Genomic DNA, 18,361 nt, shown 5'->3' with positions numbered 1-18,361 from the left:
ATGGGGTTCGCGCGCACCTGCTCGGTGGCGCTGGTGGGCGTCGAAGGTGTCGTCGTCGAGGTCCAGGCCGACCTGGAACCCGGAGTGGCGGCGTTCACCCTGGTGGGACTGCCCGACAAGAGCCTGAGCGAGAGCCGGGACCGGGTCCGGGCGGCGGTGGTGAACTCGGGCGGCGAATGGCCGCAGAAGAAGCTCACCGTCGGCCTCAGCCCCGCCTCCGTGCCCAAGGCCGGCAGCGGCTTCGACCTCGCCATCGCCAGCGCCGTGCTCGGCGCGGCCGAGCGGATCGACCCGCGGGTGCTCGCCGACATCGTGATGATCGGCGAGCTGGGTCTCGACGGACGGGTCCGCCCGGTCCGCGGGATCCTTCCCGCGGTGCTGGCGGCGGCGGACGCCGGCTACGAACAGGTGGTCGTGCCCGAGTGCGCAGTCGCCGAGGCCTCACTGGTCCCGGATGTCTCCGTGCTCGGCGTGCGCAGCCTGCGCCAGCTGATCGCCGTCCTCGCCGACGAACCGGTGCCCGACGAGGAACCGGACGAGCCGGGCCGGCCCGACCCGCTCATGGCCGGTCTGCGGATGCCCGGCACCGGCACGGCCACCGGGGTGCACGGCCTCGGCACCGCCCCGCACGACCCGGGGCACGACCTCGCGGACGTCGTGGGACAGCGCTCGGCGCGCACGGCCGTCGAGGTGTCCGCGGCGGGCGGCCACCACCTGTTCCTGGAAGGCCCGCCGGGCGCCGGCAAGACCATGCTCGCGGAGCGCATGCCGGCCGTCCTGCCCCGGCTCGGCCGGGAGGAGTCCCTGGAGGTCACGGCCGTCCACTCGGTCGCCGGACTGCTGCCGCCGGGCAAACCGCTGATCGACGTCCCCCCGTACTGCGCCCCGCACCACTCGGCCACCATGCAGGCGCTGGTGGGAGGCGGACCCCACGTCGCCCGGCCCGGAGCCGTGTCGATGGCTCACCGCGGCATCCTCTTTCTGGACGAGACCCCGGAGTTCAGCACCCACGCCCTCGATGCCCTGCGGCAGCCCCTGGAAGCCGGCCACGTCGTGATCGCGCGCAGCGCCGGCGTGGTGCGGTTTCCCGCACGGTTCCTCATGGTGCTGGCGGCGAATCCGTGCCCGTGCGGCCGGTTCTCCCAGCGCGACACCCTGTGCGAATGCCCGCCCTCGGCGATCCGTCGCTACCAGGCCAGGCTCTCCGGGCCTCTGCTCGACCGGGTGGACCTGCGGGTGGAGGTCGACCCGGTCAGCAGGGCCGAGCTGGCCCACCGCGGCCCCGGCGGCGACTCCACGGCCACCGTCGCCGACCGGGTCCGGACCGCACGCGAGCGCGCGGGGGCCCGGCTGGCCGGCACTCCCTGGCGGACCAACAGCGAGGTGCCGGGACGGGAGCTGCGCAGCCGGTGGCATCCCGCGACCGGCGCGATGGAGGAGGCCGAGCGGAGCCTGGAGCGGGGAGTGCTCACCGCCCGCGGGCTGGACCGCGTCCTGCGCGTCGCCTGGACCGTCGCCGACCTGGTCGGACACGACCGGCCCGACGCGGGGGACGTCGCCCTGGCACTGCAACTGCGTACAGGGGTCCCGCGCGGCGTGCCGATGGCGCTCGGGGCGCTGACGTGACCGGCACCGACGGGCCGGGCGGGGAGCGCCTCGCGCGGGCCTTCCTCACCCGGGTCCTCGAACCCGGCGACGAGGTGTGCGGCGGCTGGGTGCGCGAGCGCGGTGCCGGGGAAGTGGTACGGCGGCTGTGTGCCGGCCGGGAGGCCCTGCCCGGGGTGACCGCGCAGCGATGGGCCGGGCTCCTGGCGCGGGCCGCCCGGGCCGAGCCGGAACGGGACCTGGCCGTCGCCCGGGAGGCCGGGGTGCGGTTCGTGTGCCCGGGGGACACCGAGTGGCCCGGCCCACTGGACGATCTCGGGGACGCCCGGCCGCTGGGCCTGTGGGTCCGGGGCCGGCCCAGCCTGCGGATGTGGGCGCTCAGGTCGGTCGCGGTCGTCGGCGCCCGAGCCTGCACCGAGTACGGCGCGCACATGGCGGCCACCCTCGCCGCCGGGCTCGCCGAGCGCGGCTGGGTGGTGGTCTCCGGCGGCGCCTACGGAGTCGACGGGGCCGCGCACCGGGGCGCGCTCGCCGCGGGCGGTGCCACCGTCGCCGTGCTCGCCTGCGGAGTCGACCGGCCCTACCCGCGCGGACACACGGGGCTGATCAACAGGATCGCGGAGCAGGGACTGGTCGTGGGTGAGCTGCCGCCTGGCGACCATCCCACGCAGAGCAGGTTCATCCTGCGCAACCGGGTCATCGCCGCGCTCACCGGCGGCACGGTGGTGGTCGAGGCGGCCTACCGCAGCGGTTCCCTCGTCACCGCGCGGGCGGCACAGCGGCTGGGCCGGCACACCATGGGCGTCCCCGGCCCCGCCACCAGCGGACTCTCGGCGGGGGTGCACGAACTCCTGCGCGCAGAGGCCGTACTGGTCACCGACGCCGCGGAGGTCGTCGAACTGGTCGGCGGCATCGGAGAACTCGCCCCGGAGCGGCGCGGCCCGGTGCTTCCCCACGACCTCCTGGAGCCGGACGCCCGGCGCGTCCTGGCCGCGCTTCCCGGCCGGCGGGCGGCGACGGTCGACGAGATCGCCCGGGAGGGCGGCACCACCAGGGACGACGCGATCGCGAGACTGTACGAACTGAGGGCACTCGGTTACGTCGAACGACACGACGACGACTGGAAGTTGACACGCCAGGCGTTGGTCACCGTCCGAGCGGGGCGACGCTCGTGTTGACCGAGGGGGTTCGGCCGTCCGAGGGAACGCCGAAGCCCTTGAGATTGACTGCAGTTGACGCGATCCGCCGGTCACCCAGGGCGACCGCCGCGCCCCGCCGGGGCGCCCAGCGGAACGCATCCGTGTACAGCGCGGGGCATGCTGTTCGCACACCGCGACACCCCAGTCACGCTACGCTCACGAGGATTCCGGTGCAGACCGGCCACTCGGCACCGTCCGACACCAGACCGACGGCCCACCCAGACCCCCCGCACGCACATCACGTCAGAACGACACAAGGCGACGAATGCCCCAGCACACCTCCGGGTCCGACCGGGCGGCGATCCCCCCAGCCGCCCGTGACGGTGGCAGCGTGCGGCCGCCCGCTCCCTCGACACTCGACGAGCTGTGGCGGTCGTACAAGGCGACGGGGGACGAGCGGCTGCGGGAGCAGCTCATCCTGCACTACTCGCCGCTCGTGAAGTATGTGGCGGGCCGGGTGAGCGTGGGCCTGCCGCCCAATGTGGAGCAGGCCGACTTCGTGTCCTCGGGGGTCTTCGGACTCATCGACGCGATCGAGAAGTTCGACATCGAACGGGAGATCAAGTTCGAGACGTACGCGATCACCCGGATCCGGGGCGCGATGATCGACGAACTGCGCGCGCTGGACTGGATCCCCCGGTCGGTACGGCAGAAGGCGCGGAACGTGGAGCGGGCCTACGCCACTCTGGAGGCACGGCTCAGACGGACCCCGTCGGAGGTCGAGGTGGCCGCCGAGCTGGGCATCGCGGTGGACGACCTGCACTCCGTGTTCAGCCAGTTGTCGCTGGCCAACGTGGTGGCCCTGGAGGAGCTGCTGCATGTCGGCGGCGAGGGCGGGGACGGCCTCAGCGTCATGGACACCCTGGAGGACACCGCCGCGGACAATCCGGTGGAGGTGGCCGAGGACCGTGAGCTGCGGCGATTCCTGGCGCGTGCCATCAACACCCTGCCCGAGCGGGAGAAGACGGTCGTGACGCTGTACTACTACGAAGGACTGACCCTCGCCGAGATCGGCAACGTGCTGGGGGTCACCGAGAGCCGGGTCAGCCAGATCCACACCAAATCCGTGCTCCAGCTACGCGCGAAACTGGCCGGTTTCGGCCGTTGACCCGGCCGGACCGAGGCGGTGCGGCGATGGGCGGTGGTCCTGCGGCTGCCGCGCGGGGTCGTGCGGGCGGAGCCCCTCCCCATGCGGGTGCGGCGTCCGTAGAGTGGTCGACGTGCCAAGGATTCGAGCGGCCTCCGTGGCCGAGCACCGGTCGATGCAGCGAGCCGCCCTGCTGGACGCGGCCCGTTCGCTGTTGTCCGAGGGCGGTACGGAGGCGCTGACCTTCCCCGCTCTCGCCGAGCGGACGGGGCTCGCGCGCTCCTCCGTGTACGAGTACTTCCGGTCGCGGGCTGCCGTGGTCGAGGAACTGTGCGAGGTCGACTTCCCCGTCTGGGCGGCCGAGGTCGAGGCGGCTATGGCCGCGGCGGAAGGGCCGGAGGCCAAGGTCGAGGCGTATGTGCGCCGGCAGTTGGCGCTGGTGGGGGACCGGCGGCACCGGGCCGTCGTGGCGATCTCGGCGAGCGAGCTGGATGCGGGGGCACGTGAGAAGATCCGGGCCGCGCACGGGGGTCTCGTGGCGATGATCGTCGAAGCGGTGGCGGAGATGGGGCACGCGGAACCGCGGTTGGCGGCCATGTTGGTCCAGGGTGTCGTGGACGCGGCCGTGCGGAGGCTCGAGCTGGGCGTGGAGGAGGCCTCCGTGGTGACGGAGGCGGCGGTGGGGATGGTGTCGCGGGGGGTTCGGGGGTAGATCCCGCGCCGCGAGTTCACTCGGTGCTGGTGCTGGTGCTGGTGCTGGTGCTGGTGCTCAGTGCTTACTGCCTGCAGCCCGGTGCCCGGTGCCCGCGGTCGGTGGTGGGCGCGAGCAGTGCCGCCCGGCGACCGCGGGCACCGTCCCCCGGTGGCCGGGAGCCGCCCCGGACGGCACGGCCGCCGCGGATCAACGGGCTACGGCAGCGGTACGCCCAGGACGGGCAGCAGCCGTGCCGGGGCCCTCGCGCTCAGCCATGCCGGGAGCAGGGACAGCGGGTTCAGGTAGGCCTTGTCCCTGCGCAGGCCCCAGTGCAGGCATGGCGTGGTGCAGTGGGAGGGCGTGACGGCGAGGGTGCCGACCGGCTGGGCCGGGGCGATCTCGTCGCCCTCGGAGACCGAGGGGCGCACCGGCGTGTAGGTCGTGCGCAGGGGCGGGGTGCCCGTTCCCGTCAGTTCCAGTGAGACCACGCCCCTGCCGGCCACCTGGCCCGCGAACAGCACCCGGCCCGCCGCCACCGCCCGGACCGGGGCGCCGACGGGGGCCGCCAGGTCGACACCGCGGTGGCCGCGGGCGTACGGGGTGGCCGGGGGGTCCCAGCCGCGTACCACCACGGGGCGGGTGCCCACCGGCCAGGACCGGGCGATCGCCGGAACGGGTACCGCCTCCGAGCCCGAGCCCGAGCCCGGGACCGGAACCGGTACCGAGCTCGGAGGCGGACTCGGCGCCGGAGCCCGGACCGGCGCCGGAGCCCGGACCGGCTCGGGTGCGGCGCCGGCCGCCGAGGCCGTCGCGGTGAGCAGGAGGGCCGGCAGCAGGGGCAGGAGTCGCTTGACGTGCATGGCAGTACGGTCCCCGGCCGCAGGCCGACGGCGCCCGGACCTGTGGACCACTGCCCTGTTGTGGACAGCGGCGTCACCCGGTACCCCGCGGGTCCCGTACACTTCTTCTGGCGATCCGGGTCACCGGGTCGACTTCGCACGCCCCGGTACCGGGGTCCCGGCAGTGGTCGGATTCCGGTATCTGCGCCCCTCGGTCCTTCGTGGCTCGGCGCATCGCGGGCGTCAGGCGCGGGAGCCGTCCGGTCCCCGCGGCACAACCGAGAAAAACAAGGAGAACGGCCATGGCCGTCGTCACGATGCGGGAGCTGCTGGAGAGCGGCGTCCACTTCGGTCACCAGACCCGTCGCTGGAACCCGAAGATGAAGCGCTTCATCTTCACCGAGCGCAACGGCATCTACATCATCGACCTGCTCCAGTCGCTGTCGTACATCGACCGCGCCTACGAGTTCGTCAAGGAGACCGTCGCCCACGGCGGCACGGTCATGTTCGTCGGCACGAAGAAGCAGGCGCAGGAGGCCATCGCCGAGCAGGCCACCCGCGTCGGCATGCCCTACGTCAACCAGCGCTGGCTGGGCGGCATGCTCACCAACTTCTCGACCGTCTACAAGCGTCTGCAGCGCCTCAAGGAGCTCGAGCAGATCGACTTCGAGGACGTCGCCGCGTCGGGTCTGACGAAGAAGGAGCTCCTGGTCCTCTCGCGTGAGAAGGCCAAGCTCGAGAAGACCCTCGGTGGTATCCGCGAGATGTCCAAGGTTCCCAGCGCCGTCTGGATCGTGGACACCAAGAAGGAGCACATCGCGGTCGGCGAGGCCCGGAAGCTCAACATCCCGGTCGTCGCCATCCTCGACACCAACTGCGACCCCGACGAGGTCGACTACAAGATCCCGGGCAACGACGACGCGATCCGCTCCGTCACCCTGCTCACCCGCGTGATCGCCGACGCCGTGGCCGAGGGCCTCATCTCCCGCTCCGGTGTCGCCACCGAGGGCAAGGGCGAGAAGGCCGCCGGCGAGCCGCTGGCCGAGTGGGAGCGCGACCTGCTCGAGGGCGAGAAGAAGGCGGACGCCGAGGCCGCCGAGAACACGGACGAGGCCGCCGAGAAGCCGGCCGAGGCCGCTGCCGAGGCGCCCGCCGCCGAGGAGGCTCCGGCTGCGGAGGCTCCGGCCGCCGCCGAGGCTCCGGCCGCCGAGGGCGAGCAGGCCTGACCCGTCGGGACGTGCGACGGCGGGAGCGGTGACATCGAGTCCGCTCCCGCCGTTCACCCGTAGGTCAGCGGCGGGTCGCGGCCCCACAGTTCCGTGTGGGCCACAGACCCCGTAGATCTTCGATCTTCCAGACTTCGAGAAAGACTCACAGACTCATGGCGAACTACACCGCCGCCGACGTCAAGAAGCTCCGCGAGCTCACCGGCGCCGGCATGATGGACTGCAAGAAGGCGCTGGACGAGGCCGAGGGCAACGTCGACAAGGCCGTCGAGGCGCTCCGCATCAAGGGCCAGAAGGGCGTCGCCAAGCGCGAGGGCCGCTCCGCCGAGAACGGCGCAGTGGTCTCGGTCATCGCCGGCGACAACTCCTCCGGCGTTCTGGTCGAGCTGAAGTGCGAGACGGACTTCGTCGCCAAGGGCGAGAAGTTCCAGGCGGTCGCCAACGCGATCGCCGAGCACGTCGCCAAGACCTCCCCGGCCGACATCGAGGCGCTGCTCGCCTCCGAGATCGAGCCCGGCAAGACCGTCCAGGCGTTCGTGGACGAGGCCAACGCCAACCTGGGCGAGAAGATCGTCCTGGACCGCTTCGCGCAGTTCGCGGACGGCTACGTCTCCGTCTACATGCACCGCACGATGCCCGACCTGCCCCCGCAGATCGGTGTCCTCGTCGAGCTGGACAAGCCCAACGCCGAGGTCGCCAAGGGCATCGCCCAGCACATCGCCGCCTTCGCGCCGAAGTACCTCTCCAAGGAGGACGTGCCGGCCGAGGTCGTCGAGTCGGAGCGTCGTATCGCCGAGGAGACCACCCGCGCCGAGGGCAAGCCCGAGGCCGCGATCGCCAAGATCGTCGAGGGTCGTCTCAACGGCTTCTTCAAGGACGCCACGGTCCTCGGCCAGCCGTACGCCCTGGACAACAAGAAGTCCGTGCAGAAGGTCCTGGACGAGGCCGGTGTCACCCTGAAGCGCTTCGCGCGCATCAAGGTCGGCATCTGAGTCCGTACCGCGACGGACGCCCGGCCCCGATAGGGTCGGCAGCAGTCGTCCGTGGACGCCGTCACCTGGCGTGTGGCGGACGACAGCAGATCTGACGAGGAGGCCATTGCCGCGCACGGGTTGCGAACACCCCACCGGCAGTGGCCTTCTTCGTATGTGCACCACGTGAAAGAGGCGGGATCTCCCATGACCACCAAGGCCCAGAAGAGCGACGACGGCAAAGTGAGCGGACGGTTTCTGCTGAAGCTGTCCGGAGAGGCTTTCGCCGGTGGCGGCAGCCTGGGTGTCGACCCCGACGTGGTGCACAAGATCGCCCGCGAGATCGCGGCCGTCGTGCGCGACGGGGCGCAGATCGCGGTGGTCATCGGCGGCGGCAACTTCTTCCGCGGCGCCGAACTCCAGGTACGCGGCATGGACCGGGCCCGCTCGGACTACATGGGCATGCTCGGCACGGTCATGAACTGCCTCGCCCTCCAGGACTTCCTGGAGAAGGAGGGCATCGACAGCCGCGTCCAGACCGCCATCACCATGGGCCAGGTCGCCGAGCCGTACATCCCGCTGCGCGCCGTGCGCCACCTGGAGAAGGGGCGCGTGGTCATCTTCGGCGCCGGTATGGGCATGCCGTACTTCTCCACCGACACCACCGCCGCCCAGCGCGCCCTGGAGATCGACGCCGAGGCCCTCCTGATGGGCAAGAACGGCGTGGACGGCGTCTACGACTCCGACCCGAAGACCAACCCGGAGGCCGTCAAGTTCGACGCCCTCGGCTACGGCGAGGTCATCACCCGCGATCTGAAGGTCGCCGACGCCACCGCCATCACGCTGTGCCGCGACAACAAGCTCCCGATCCTCGTCTTCGAGCTTCTGGCGGAGGGCAATATCGCGCGGGCCGTCAAGGGTGAGAAGATCGGCACGCTGGTGAGTGAGCAAGGCAGCCGGGCCTGACCGCGGGAACTCCCGGGTCCGACCCGTAGGAACCCCGGTTCGTACGACAGAGCCTGACCGGGCGACCGACCCTGGCCGGGGGATGGACAATGTCCTGCCGGTCGGGAACCGTGCAGGAAGAAGACGCGACGCAGCCGGCCGCCGCCTCCGCAAGGAACCGCAGCCGGGCCTACTCAAGACACGCAGGAGCAAGTGGTGATCGAAGAGACCCTCCTCGAGGCCGAGGAGAAGATGGAGAAGGCCGTCGTGGTCGCCAAGGAGGACTTCGCCGCGATCCGCACCGGCCGTGCGCACCCGGCGATGTTCAACAAGATCGTGGCCGACTACTACGGCGCGCCGACGCCGATCAACCAGCTGGCTTCGTTCTCCGTGCCGGAGCCGCGCATGGCGGTCGTGACCCCGTTCGACAAGAGCGCGCTGCGCAACATCGAGCAGGCGATCCGCGACTCGGACCTCGGTGTCAACCCGAGCAACGACGGCAACATCATCCGGGTGGTGTTCCCCGAGCTGACGGAGGAGCGCCGCCGCGACTACATCAAGGTCGCCAAGGGCAAGGGCGAGGACGCCAAGGTGTCCATCCGCGCCGTGCGCCGCAAGGCCAAGGACGCCATCGACAAGCTCGTCAAGGACGGCGAGGTCGGGGAGGACGAGGGCCGCCGTGCGGAGAAGGAACTCGACGACACCACCGCGAAGTACGTCGCGCAGGTGGACGAGCTCCTGAAGCACAAGGAAGCGGAGCTGCTCGAGGTCTGATGAACGACTCTTCCTGGGGCGCTCCGCCACGTGCCGGTTCACAGGCCGGGTACTGGGGGCCCAACGATCACGGGGCCGTCCCGCACGGACCCGTCCAGGGGGCTGCCGCGGCGGGTCCCGCGTACGATGCGCCTGAGGCGCAGCAGACTCGCCCCATGCCCATCGTCCCCGACGTACCCGCTCATGGCGGAAACCAGGATGACGACCGGGGGGCCGCTCGGCTGGGCGGCCCCTTGTTCCGAGACGAGACGTTCCGCGACGGGACGTCCCACGGCGGGACGTTCCGCGACGAGACGTCCCGCGCGGGGACGTTCCGTGACGAGACCCCGTCGGCGCTGCCCCCTGCGGCGGTGCCGCAGAATCCGGAGCCCATGCCCGACGCACCACAGCCGGCACCCGTCCCGCAGAAGAAGAGCGCGGGCCGTGACCTGACTGCGGCCATAGGCGTCGGTGTCGGGCTCGGTGCGGTCATCATCGCGTCGCTGTTCGTGGTCAAGGCCGTGTTCGTCGGCGTGGTCGCGGTCGCCGTCGTCGTCGGCCTGTGGGAACTGACCAGCCGGCTCCAGGAGCGCAAGGGCATCAAGGCGCCGCTGGTGCCGCTCGCGGTCGGCGGCGCCGCCATGGTCGTCGCCGGGTACGTCCGGGGCGCCGAGGGCGCCTGGGTCGCCATGGCCCTGACCGCGCTGGCGGTCCTGGTCTGGCGGATGACGGAACCGCCGGAGGGCTACCTCAGGGACGTCACGGCCGGTGTCTTCGCCGCCTTCTACGTCCCGTTCCTGGCCACGTTCGTCTCCATGATGCTCACCGCGGACGACGGAGCGCGCCGCGTCCTGACGTTCCTGCTCCTGACCGTCGTCAGCGACACCGGGGCGTACGCCGTCGGCTGGCGCTTCGGCAAGCGCAAGCTCGCTCCGCGCATCAGCCCCGGCAAGACCCGCGAGGGCCTGCTCGGCGCGGTGTCCTTCGCGATGGTCGTGGGCGCGTTGTGCATGCAGTTCCTGATCGAGGACGGCGCCTGGTGGCAGGGTCTGCTGCTCGGCCTGGCGGTCGCGGCCAGCGCGACGCTCGGCGACCTCGGCGAGTCCATGATCAAGCGGGACCTCGGCATCAAGGACATGGGCACGCTGCTCCCCGGCCACGGCGGCATCATGGACCGCCTGGACTCCCTGCTGCCCACCGCGCCGGTGGTGTGGCTGCTGCTGGTGCTGTTCGTGGGCTCCGGCTGAGCGGTCTCCCGCCCCGCGCCCGGAACGAGCCCCCGTCCCCCGAGGACGGGGGCTCGTCGCATGAACCGGCCGGCGAACGGGCCGCTAGGATTCTCCGCATGGGGCGGGCGAGGCGCGAAGAAGACGGCAGTTATCACGGCGACCTGCAGTGCCGGTGGTGCAAGGCGCTTCTCGCGCAGAACGGGCGGCGCAGAGCGAAGTTGTACTGCGGCGGATGGCACCGCACCAAGGCGTACATCGGGTGGTGCGCGGCTGTGGCCGCCGGGCTGTTCTGAGCCGACCGGGGCACCCGAGTCGATCTGCGACACTGGAAGGGTTATGCCTGCACCCGGAGAACTCACTTTCGTCGCCCCCCGCGGAGCCAAGAAGCCGCCGCGGCATCTTGCCGACCTCTCGCCCGCCGAGCGGAAGGAGGCGGTGGCGGAGATCGGTGAGAAGCCGTTTCGTGCGAAACAGCTGTCCCAGCACTACTTCGCGCGGTTCGCGCACGACCCCGCCGAGTGGACCGACATCCCCGCCGGCGCCCGCGAGAAGCTGCGCGAGGCGTTGCTGCCCGAGCTGATGACGGTCGTACGGCATCTGTCCACGGACCAGGGGACCACCCGCAAGACGCTCTGGCGGCTGTTCGACGGCACGCTCGTGGAGTCGGTGCTGATGCGGTACCCGGACCGGGTCACCATGTGCATCAGTTCGCAGGCCGGCTGCGGGATGAACTGTCCCTTCTGCGCGACCGGGCAGGCCGGGCTGGACCGGAACCTGTCCACCGCCGAGATCGTCCACCAGATCGTGGACGGGATGCGGGCGCTGCGCGACGGGGAGGTCCCCGGAGGGCCGGCCCGGCTGTCCAACATCGTGTTCATGGGCATGGGCGAGCCGCTCGCCAACTACAAGCGGGTCGTCGGCGCGATCCGTGCGCTCACCGACCCCGCGCCCGACGGGCTGGGGCTCTCGCAGCGCGGGATCACCGTGTCGACGGTCGGGCTGGTGCCGGCCATCAACCGGTTCTCCGACGAGGGCTTCAAGTGCCGGCTCGCGATCTCGCTGCACGCTCCCGACGACGAGCTGCGCGACACCCTCGTTCCCGTGAACACGCGGTGGAAGGTGCGCGAGGTGCTCGACGCCGGGTTCGAGTACGCCGAGAAGTCCGGACGCCGGCTGTCCATCGAGTACGCGCTGATCCGCGACATCAACGACCAGGCCTGGCGGGGTGACCGGCTCGGGCGCATGCTCAGGGGCCGGCCCGTGCATGTGAACCTGATCCCGCTGAACCCGACGCCGGGCTCCAAGTGGACCGCCTCCCGGCCCGAGGACGAGAAGGCGTTCGTCGAGGCCATCGCGGCGCACGGGGTGCCCGTCACCGTCCGGGACACCCGCGGTCAGGAGATCGACGGGGCGTGTGGTCAGCTCGCCGCCACCGAGCGGTAGTCTGGCCGACGTCAGTACTGTCATGTTTTCGGACAGTGCGATGAACCAGACATCTTCATATTCCGACAGGGGAGCGCCACAGCGCTGAGAGTGCGGCAACCGGGCCGCAGACCCTCTGAACCTCGCCCAGGTCATTCTGGGTAGGAAGTTCGGTCATCACTCGAGCTGTTGCGCCCTGCCCGGGAGCCCCCTCGCGGGTCCCCGGGCAGGGCCGCGTCTCTTCCTGGTCACCTCCAGGAGGAATACCAGTGCACACCAGGACGCTCATGGCCGCGGCCGTCGGCCTCGGCCTCGTCACGCTGTCCGCCTGCGGATCGTCGGACGACGGCGGGTCCGCCCAGAGCGGGAGCAGAACCGTCACCCTCGTCAGCCACGACTCGTGGGTCGTCTCCAAGAGCGTGCTCGCCGATTTCGAGAAGCGGTCCGGCTACCGGGTGAAGGTCCTCAAGGACGGCGACGCCGGCCAGGCCGTCAACAAGGCGATCCTCACCAAGGACAACCCCCAGGGCGACGTCTTCTTCGGCGTCGACAACACCCTGCTCTCCCGCGCGCTCGACAACGGCCTCTTCCAGCCGTACCAGGCGCAGGGGCTCGATCAGGTCGACGGCCGGTACCAGCTGGACGCCGGCAAGCACCGGGTCACGCCCGTCGACCACGGCGACATCTGCGTCAACTACGACAAGAAGTACTTCGCCGACCACAAGCTGGCGCCGCCCGCCACCTTCGACGACCTGGCGAAGCCGGCGTACAAGAACCTCCTCGTCACCGAGAACGCCGCCACCTCCTCGCCCGGCCTCGGATTCCTGCTGGGCACCGCGGCGAAGTACGGCGACGAGGGCTGGCCGGACTACTGGAAGAAGCTCAAGGCCAACGGCGTGAAGGTCGTCGACGGCTGGGAGCAGGCCTACAACGAGGAGTTCTCCGGGTCGGCCGGCGGCAGGAAGGCCGGGGCGGACCGGCCGCTCGTCGTCTCCTACGCCTCCTCGCCGCCCGCCGAGGTGATCTACGGCGACCCGAAGCCGACGACCGCGCCGACCGGCGTCGCGACCGGCACCTGCTTCCGGCAGATCGAGTTCGCCGGGCTGCTGAGCAACGCGAGGAACAGCGAGGGCGGCAAGGCGCTGATCGACTTCCTGATCTCGAAGGAGTTCCAGGAGGACATGCCGCTCAACATGTTCGTCTACCCGGTGGCGAAGGGCGCGGCCGTGCCCGCCGAGTTCACCGAGTACGGCCCGGCCGCCAAGGATCCCGAGACGATGGACCCGGCGAAGATCGCCGCGGACCGCGACCAGTGGGTCAAGTCGTGGACCTCGCTCGTACTGAAGTAGACCGGCGGGCGGGCACCCGCCGCCGGCGTACCGGGAGCGCGGCGCGGCTCGGGCTCATGGCCCTGCCCGTCGCGTTCTTCGGGCTGTTCTTCGCCTACCCGGTCGCCGCGATCACCGCGCGGGGACTGCACTCCGGCGGCGGCTGGCACTTCGGGCGCCTGTTCGACGTGCTGGGGCAGTCCGACATCCGGCACGTCCTGTGGTTCACCACCTGGCAGGCGCTCGCCTCCACCGTGCTGACCCTGCTCGTCGCGCTGCCCGCCGCCTACGTCTTCGCCCGGTTCTCCTTCCCCGGCAAGCGGGTCCTGCGGGCCGTCGTGACCGTCCCGTTCGTCCTGCCGACCGTCGTCGTCGGTACGGCGTTCCTGGCGCTGGTCGGGCGCGGCGGTCTCCTCGACGACCTGTGGGGCGTACGGCTGGACACCACCGTGTGGGCGATCCTGCTGGCCCACGTCTTCTTCAACTACGCCGTGGTCGTGCGGACGGTCGGCGGGCTGTGGGCGCAGCTCGACCCGCGGCAGGAGGAGGCCGCGCGCGTGCTGGGCGCCTCGCCGCTGCGGGCCTGGCGGCAGGTCACCCTCCCGGCCCTCGGGCCGGCCGTGGCAGCCGCCGCGCTGATGGTGTTCCTCTTCACCTTCACCTCCTTCGGTGTGGTGCAGATCCTCGGCGGGCCGACGTTCTCCACGCTGGAGGTCGAGATCTACCGGCAGACCTCGGAGATCTTCGACCTGTCGACGGCCGCCGTCCTCACGATCGTCCAGTTCGCCGCCGTCGGCGCGATCCTCGCGGTGCACGCCTGGACCGTACGGCGGCGGGAGAGCGCGCTGCGGCTCGTCGACGCGGCCGCGACGGCACGGCGACCGCGCGGGGCGGGGCAGTGGGCGTTGCTGGCCGGGGTGCTCGGCACGATCGGGCTGCTGCTCGTGCTGCCGCCGGCCGTGCTGGTGCAGCGCTCCCTGGACGCCCCCGACTTCGCCTACTACCGGGCGCTGACCAGTGACGACGGCAATGTGTTCCTGGTGCCGCCGATCGAGGCGATCGGGAACTCGCTGGAGTACGCCCTCGCCGCCACCGCGATCGCGGTGACGATCGGCGCTCTGGCGGCGGCGGCCCTGACCCGGCGGGACGCCGGGCGTCTGGTCCGCGGGTTCGACGCGCTGCTGATGCTGCCGCTGGGGGTCTCCGCGGTGACCGTCGGCTTCGGGTTCCTGATCGCGCTCGACGAACCTCCGCTGGACCTGCGGGCCACCTGGATCCTGGTACCGCTCGCGCAGGCGCTGGTCGGCGTGCCCTTCGTCGTGCGGACCATGCTGCCGGTGCTGCGGGCCGTCGACGAGCGGCTGCGGGAGGCCGCGGCCGTGCTCGGGGCGTCACCGTGGCAGGTGTGGCGGGAGGTGGACCTGCCGATGGTGCGGCGGGCGCTGCTGGTCGCGGCCGGCTTCGCCTTCGCCGTGTCGCTGGGGGAGTTCGGCGCGACGGTTTTCATCGCGCGGCCCGACAACCCGACCCTGCCGGTCGCCGTGGCACGGCTGCTGGGGCGGGCCGGCGAGCTGAACTACGGCCAGGCCATGGCCCTTTCGACGATCCTGATGCTGGTGTGCGCGATCGCCCTGCTGGTGCTGGAGCGGATCCTCCCCCAGTCTCGAGCAGACTCGACCGGGGGCACCCCCGTCGACCGTACCGGGGAGTTCTGATGCTGAGGCTCGAAGGCGTGACCGTGCGGTTCGGGGACCGGGCGGTGCTGGACGCCGTCGATCTCACCGTCGTCGAGCACGAGGTGGTGTGTGTGCTCGGGCCCAGCGGCAGCGGCAAGTCGACGCTGCTGCGGGCGGTGGCCGGGCTGCAACCCCTGGACGCCGGACGGGTGGTGCTGGACGGACGGGACCAGGCGGGTGTGCCCGCGCATCGGCGCGGGCTGGGGCTGATGTTCCAGGACCATCAGCTGTTCCCGCAGCGGGACGTCGGCGGCAACGTGGCCTTCGGACTGCGCATGCGCGGCGCCGGGCGGGGACGACAGCGCGAACGGGTGGGGGAGTTGCTCGATCTGGTCGGGCTGCCGGACGCGGCCGGGCGGGCCGTCGCCGCGCTCTCCGGCGGTGAGCAGCAGCGGGTGGCGCTGGCCCGCGCGCTCGCGCCCAGCCCGCGGCTGCTGATGCTGGACGAACCGCTCGGGCAGCTCGACCGGTCGCTGCGGGAGCGGTTGGTCGTCGAACTGCGGGAACTCTTCGGCCGGTTGGGCACCACGGTGCTCGCGGTCACCCACGACCAGGGTGAGGCGTTCGCGCTGGCCGACCGGGTCGTGGTGATGCGGGACGGGCGGATCGCCCAGTCCGGCACGCCACTTGAGGTGTGGCAGCGGCCGGCGGACGCGTTCGTGGCCCGCTTCCTCGGCTTCGACAACGTGGTGGAGGCGAGCGTCACCGGGGAGGCCGCGGACACGCCGTGGGGCAAGGTGCCGGTGCCGGCCGGCTCCCCGCAGGGCACCCGCACGCTGCTGGTGCGGTCGGCCGGGGTGCGGCTGGTCGACGCCGGCCAGGGCCTGCCCTGCACGGTCGCCGCCCGCACCTTCAAGGGCACCCACGTCGCCGTCCACCTCCAGCCGCGGGACGCCCCGCGCCTGGAGGCCGCCTGCGCGCTGCGGCTGGCGCCGGAGACCGGGGACACGGTCGGGGTGGAGTTCGACGCGACCGAAATCGTCGTGCTCGACTGATCGTCCCGCCCGTACGGTGTGGCGCACGAGCCTTCTCGCACATGACCGGTACTGCGACGAAATCGCACACCGGGTAGGGCAGTCGAGGCCCATCGTGACTTCCGGTGCCGATCTGTCGGCCACCGTGCCGACCTGCCCCGACCGGTCCTTGGAGCAGCTCGTGCGGCACACGGGCGGGGCCCTGCGCCGGGTGGAGCTGCTGGTGCGGACCCGCTCGGCGATCGTGAGCTGCTGGAGTTCTGGCCGGCGAGGAAGACCTTCGGCTGAACCGGCGGGTGGCCCGCCCCGGCCGTCGGCTCGGGGCGGGCCACCCGGGTGGTCAGCGGTTGCCGGTTCCCTTGCGGCGCATGCCGAAGAAGACCGCGCCGCCGCCGACGAGGACCAGGACGGCCGCGATGCCGACGATCAGGCCGGTGCGGGAACTGGCGCCGGTCTCGGCGAGGTTGGCCTCCTGGGCGGCGGGCGACGGGGCGTTGCTCGCGGTGTCGGCGGGCGTGTTGCTGTCGCTCTGGGAGGCCGACGGGGTCGGGGTTCCCGACTTCGCCGGGGGTGAGGCGGTGTCGGAGGGGGGCGTCGACGGGGTCGGGGAGGCCGGCGGCGTGGTGGGCGTGGTGGGTGTGGTGGGTGTGTCCTCGGCCTGGCAGGCCTTGGCCGGGGTGGTCAGGTTGGGCGCGATGTCGGCGTCGAGCAGGGTCTTCCCGCCCCTGGCGGCCGCGACGCGGACCCGGTACTCGGCACCCGGCTCCCAGGCCTCGGCGAAGGTGACGGTGACGCCCTTCTTCGAACCCTCGATGGTCTGCTCGCCTATCTTCTTCAGGTCGGCGTTGTTGTTCTGGAGGAAGACCTTGACGACGGCCGTGGTGCCCGTCGGATCCGTGTCGGTGACGGTGATGACGCCCTTCGGTCCGTCGCAGGACGCGGTCGCGGAGAACTGGCCGATGCTGGGGGAGCCGGTGGCCAGCGCGGAGCCGGAGGCGCCGAGGACAAGGGCGGCCGAGGCGCCGACGAGAGCGGACATGCGCACCGAACGGGCGGCGGTACGGCGGGATGGGGACACGTTTGTCCTTTACGTGATGTGCAACTGCGGGGAGCGGAGGGGGAGATGTCGCCCTCGATGCGGCGGCGACAGCCTCCCCAGGGGTCCCACAGGTCTATAAGCGTTCCATGAGAAGTGTCAATGCGTCGATGGTTCCGGCCCCTTGGCTTTGCCCGATCATCAACCGCTGAGACGTTTCAGCGCGGCGGGAGCCTCCCCGATCCGGCCGACCGGGGCGATACGGCCCCGCATCGACCGCCCCTCGGCCGGCTTCCGCAGCAGCGGCCGGGCCGGCAGCCGCTCCGCCGGTGCGCCCGGCCCACGGGAACCATCGGCGCCGGCCCGCTCCGCGACTCGTGGTGGTCGGACGTCGCGTTGCCGAAGATCTCCTGCACGGTCCCGGCGGTGCCCGGCAGGAACACGGACACCGGCGTACGCGTCCGTCCCGCGGGCCATGAGGCGAACAACTCGTCGGGCGTGTGGACGAAACCGCGGTACGGGGTCGAAGGGGAGGCCGGGTGCCGGCGGGAGGACCAGGGCGTCCGGGGTACGCGCCTTCGTCGCCGCGGCCGCTTCCCCCGGGCAGCCGAGGAGGACGGCGCCCTCGGTCTCCACGGCGGCCCGGACGTCCGTACGCTCCGTCAGGTCGACGGCCCGGACGCGGAAGTGGGACAGGGCGCCCCGGGTGGAGACCACCCCGTCGAACTCGGAGGGGGACTCGATCTCACGGTCGGGTGTGCCGTCGTACGGCCGGGCGGGTGTCGGGTGCACCCGCCCGTGCCAGGCGTGCCCCGTCGGGGCGGGTCAGCCCTGGACCGCCGACGGGTCCATCCAGACGACCTCCCAGGTGTGGCCGTCGAGGTCGTCGAAGGAACGCCCGTACATGAAGCCGAGGTCCTGCGTCTCGTTGGCCGGCGAACCGCCCGCCGCCAGGGCGCGGTCGACCAGTTCGTCCACCTTCTCGCGGCTCTCGGCGCTCAGCGCGATCATGACCTGGCTGGTCTTGGTGGCGTCCGCGATCTCCTTCTTGGTGAAGGTCGAGTAGAACGGCTTGGTGAGCAGCATCGCGACGATGGTGTCGCTGATCACCACGGAGGCCGCGTCCTCGTTGCTGAACTGCGGGTTGATGGAGTAGCCCAGGTCCGTGAAGAACTTCTTGGAGGCGTCCAGGTCGTTCACGGGCAGGTTGACGAAGACCATCTGCTGGTGGGCCGGGGTGCTCATCGGGGTGTCTCCCATCGGGTCGTGCCGCTCGTGCTGTTCGCGTGCGGTGTCGTGCGTGTTCTTCCGAAGGGT

General features: G+C 71.6%; 17 protein-coding genes, 1 pseudogene and 1 riboswitch. Of the genes and pseudogenes, 14 read left to right on the top strand and 4 right to left on the bottom strand.

The features are described 5' to 3' along the window. The 4 genes from ACIP5W_RS31390 (at position 1) to ACIP5W_RS31375 (ending at position 4,603) form a co-directional block, all read left to right on the top strand. Positions 1-1,626, top strand: a complete 1,626-nt coding sequence (locus ACIP5W_RS31390) for a YifB family Mg chelatase-like AAA ATPase (protein ID WP_401480719.1) — start codon at positions 1-3, stop codon at positions 1,624-1,626. Further along, complete coding sequence (dprA, locus tag ACIP5W_RS31385) at positions 1,623-2,783, top strand: DNA-processing protein DprA (RefSeq protein WP_401480717.1); 1,161 nt, start codon at positions 1,623-1,625, stop codon at positions 2,781-2,783. Before ACIP5W_RS31390 ends, dprA begins: the two co-directional genes overlap by 4 nt. Positions 2,784-3,069: 286 nt before the next feature. Then, complete coding sequence (gene whiG, locus ACIP5W_RS31380; protein ID WP_401480715.1) at positions 3,070-3,912, top strand: RNA polymerase sigma factor WhiG; 843 nt, start codon at positions 3,070-3,072, stop codon at positions 3,910-3,912. A gap of 136 nt (positions 3,913-4,048) precedes the next feature. Beyond that, complete coding sequence (locus tag ACIP5W_RS31375; RefSeq protein WP_401480750.1) at positions 4,049-4,603, top strand: TetR/AcrR family transcriptional regulator; 555 nt, start codon at positions 4,049-4,051, stop codon at positions 4,601-4,603. Positions 4,604-4,800: 197 nt separating this feature from the next. Here ACIP5W_RS31375 and ACIP5W_RS31370 read toward each other — a convergent pair whose 3' ends face one another. Beyond that, complete coding sequence (locus ACIP5W_RS31370) at positions 4,801-5,445, bottom strand: murein hydrolase activator EnvC family protein (RefSeq protein ID WP_401480713.1); 645 nt, start codon at positions 5,443-5,445, stop codon at positions 4,801-4,803. A gap of 281 nt (positions 5,446-5,726) precedes the next feature. Between ACIP5W_RS31370 and rpsB the strand changes: the two genes are divergently transcribed. From rpsB to ACIP5W_RS31320, 10 genes are all read left to right on the top strand, one after another. Further along, positions 5,727-6,650, top strand: coding sequence for a 30S ribosomal protein S2 (gene rpsB, locus ACIP5W_RS31365; protein WP_401480711.1), 924 nt, complete (start codon positions 5,727-5,729; stop codon positions 6,648-6,650). Between the two features lie 155 nt (positions 6,651-6,805). After that, positions 6,806-7,642: a translation elongation factor Ts gene (gene tsf, locus ACIP5W_RS31360; RefSeq protein WP_401480709.1), complete on the top strand. Its 837-nt coding sequence runs from the start codon at positions 6,806-6,808 to the stop codon at positions 7,640-7,642. 186 nt (positions 7,643-7,828) lie between these two features. Next, positions 7,829-8,587 (top strand): UMP kinase, encoded by a 759-nt coding sequence (gene pyrH / locus ACIP5W_RS31355; protein WP_401480707.1) that lies wholly within the window; start codon positions 7,829-7,831, stop codon positions 8,585-8,587. A gap of 195 nt (positions 8,588-8,782) precedes the next feature. After that, the gene (gene frr, locus ACIP5W_RS31350) at positions 8,783-9,340 is read left to right on the top strand and encodes a ribosome recycling factor (protein ID WP_327318142.1); all 558 of its coding nucleotides are present in this window, start codon (positions 8,783-8,785) and stop codon (positions 9,338-9,340) included. Further along, positions 9,340-10,566 (top strand): phosphatidate cytidylyltransferase, encoded by a 1,227-nt coding sequence (locus ACIP5W_RS31345; protein ID WP_401480704.1) that lies wholly within the window; start codon positions 9,340-9,342, stop codon positions 10,564-10,566. Before frr ends, ACIP5W_RS31345 begins: the two co-directional genes overlap by 1 nt. A 98-nt stretch (positions 10,567-10,664) precedes the next feature. Continuing rightward, the gene (locus ACIP5W_RS31340) at positions 10,665-10,841 is read left to right on the top strand and encodes a hypothetical protein (RefSeq protein ID WP_401480702.1); all 177 of its coding nucleotides are present in this window, start codon (positions 10,665-10,667) and stop codon (positions 10,839-10,841) included. A gap of 43 nt (positions 10,842-10,884) precedes the next feature. Then, positions 10,885-11,991: a 23S rRNA (adenine(2503)-C(2))-methyltransferase RlmN gene (rlmN, locus tag ACIP5W_RS31335; RefSeq protein ID WP_401480700.1), complete on the top strand. Its 1,107-nt coding sequence runs from the start codon at positions 10,885-10,887 to the stop codon at positions 11,989-11,991. 57 nt (positions 11,992-12,048) lie between these two features. Beyond that, a riboswitch (TPP riboswitch) is annotated at positions 12,049-12,156 on the top strand. 101 nt (positions 12,157-12,257) lie between these two features. Then, positions 12,258-13,319 (top strand): thiamine ABC transporter substrate binding subunit, encoded by a 1,062-nt coding sequence (locus ACIP5W_RS31330; RefSeq protein WP_401480748.1) that lies wholly within the window; start codon positions 12,258-12,260, stop codon positions 13,317-13,319. Next, positions 13,295-15,013, top strand: a complete 1,719-nt coding sequence (locus tag ACIP5W_RS31325) for an ABC transporter permease (RefSeq protein ID WP_401480698.1) — start codon at positions 13,295-13,297, stop codon at positions 15,011-15,013. The genes ACIP5W_RS31330 and ACIP5W_RS31325 overlap by 25 nt, the downstream gene beginning before the upstream one ends. Next, complete coding sequence (locus ACIP5W_RS31320) at positions 15,013-16,029, top strand: ABC transporter ATP-binding protein (RefSeq protein ID WP_401480696.1); 1,017 nt, start codon at positions 15,013-15,015, stop codon at positions 16,027-16,029. Before ACIP5W_RS31325 ends, ACIP5W_RS31320 begins: the two co-directional genes overlap by 1 nt. A 319-nt stretch (positions 16,030-16,348) precedes the next feature. On the opposite strand, the gene ACIP5W_RS31315 is transcribed toward ACIP5W_RS31320, so the two are convergent. From ACIP5W_RS31315 to ACIP5W_RS31305, 3 genes and pseudogenes are all read right to left on the bottom strand, one after another. Continuing rightward, the gene (locus tag ACIP5W_RS31315; protein WP_401480694.1) at positions 16,349-17,086 is read right to left on the bottom strand and encodes an LAETG motif-containing sortase-dependent surface protein; all 738 of its coding nucleotides are present in this window, start codon (positions 17,084-17,086) and stop codon (positions 16,349-16,351) included. Between the two features lie 159 nt (positions 17,087-17,245). After that, positions 17,246-17,836: pseudogene (locus ACIP5W_RS31310) on the bottom strand (hypothetical protein). 33 nt (positions 17,837-17,869) lie between these two features. Continuing rightward, entirely contained in the window at positions 17,870-18,289 is a 420-nt protein-coding gene (locus tag ACIP5W_RS31305) for a VOC family protein (RefSeq protein ID WP_401480746.1), read from the bottom strand. Positions 18,290-18,361 lie beyond the last annotated feature (72 nt).

It is taken from the genome of Streptomyces sp. NPDC088766, from assembly GCF_044750845.1.
Taxonomy (GTDB): Bacteria; Actinomycetota; Actinomycetes; order Streptomycetales; family Streptomycetaceae; genus Streptomyces.
Note: the sequence above shows the minus strand (reverse complement) of the source record. Positions and strands in the feature narration are given on the sequence as shown.

Excerpts from the sequence above, each read along its gene's own strand:
- ACIP5W_RS31390 (WP_401480719.1), top strand. The coding sequence starts at position 1 with ATGGGGTTCGCGCGCACCTGCTCGGTGGCGCTGGTGGGCGTCGAAGGT.
- whiG (WP_401480715.1), top strand. The coding sequence starts at position 3,070 with ATGCCCCAGCACACCTCCGGGTCCGACCGGGCGGCGATCCCCCCAGCC.
- ACIP5W_RS31370 (WP_401480713.1), bottom strand. The coding sequence starts at position 5,445 with ATGCACGTCAAGCGACTCCTGCCCCTGCTGCCGGCCCTCCTGCTCACC.
- rpsB (WP_401480711.1), top strand. The coding sequence starts at position 5,727 with ATGGCCGTCGTCACGATGCGGGAGCTGCTGGAGAGCGGCGTCCACTTC.
- tsf (WP_401480709.1), top strand. The coding sequence starts at position 6,806 with ATGGCGAACTACACCGCCGCCGACGTCAAGAAGCTCCGCGAGCTCACC.
- pyrH (WP_401480707.1), top strand. The coding sequence starts at position 7,829 with ATGACCACCAAGGCCCAGAAGAGCGACGACGGCAAAGTGAGCGGACGG.
- ACIP5W_RS31345 (WP_401480704.1), top strand. The coding sequence starts at position 9,340 with ATGAACGACTCTTCCTGGGGCGCTCCGCCACGTGCCGGTTCACAGGCC.
- ACIP5W_RS31340 (WP_401480702.1), top strand. The coding sequence starts at position 10,665 with ATGGGGCGGGCGAGGCGCGAAGAAGACGGCAGTTATCACGGCGACCTG.
- rlmN (WP_401480700.1), top strand. The coding sequence starts at position 10,885 with ATGCCTGCACCCGGAGAACTCACTTTCGTCGCCCCCCGCGGAGCCAAG.
- ACIP5W_RS31330 (WP_401480748.1), top strand. The coding sequence starts at position 12,258 with ATGGCCGCGGCCGTCGGCCTCGGCCTCGTCACGCTGTCCGCCTGCGGA.
- ACIP5W_RS31320 (WP_401480696.1), top strand. The coding sequence starts at position 15,013 with ATGCTGAGGCTCGAAGGCGTGACCGTGCGGTTCGGGGACCGGGCGGTG.
- ACIP5W_RS31305 (WP_401480746.1), bottom strand. The coding sequence starts at position 18,289 with ATGAGCACCCCGGCCCACCAGCAGATGGTCTTCGTCAACCTGCCCGTG.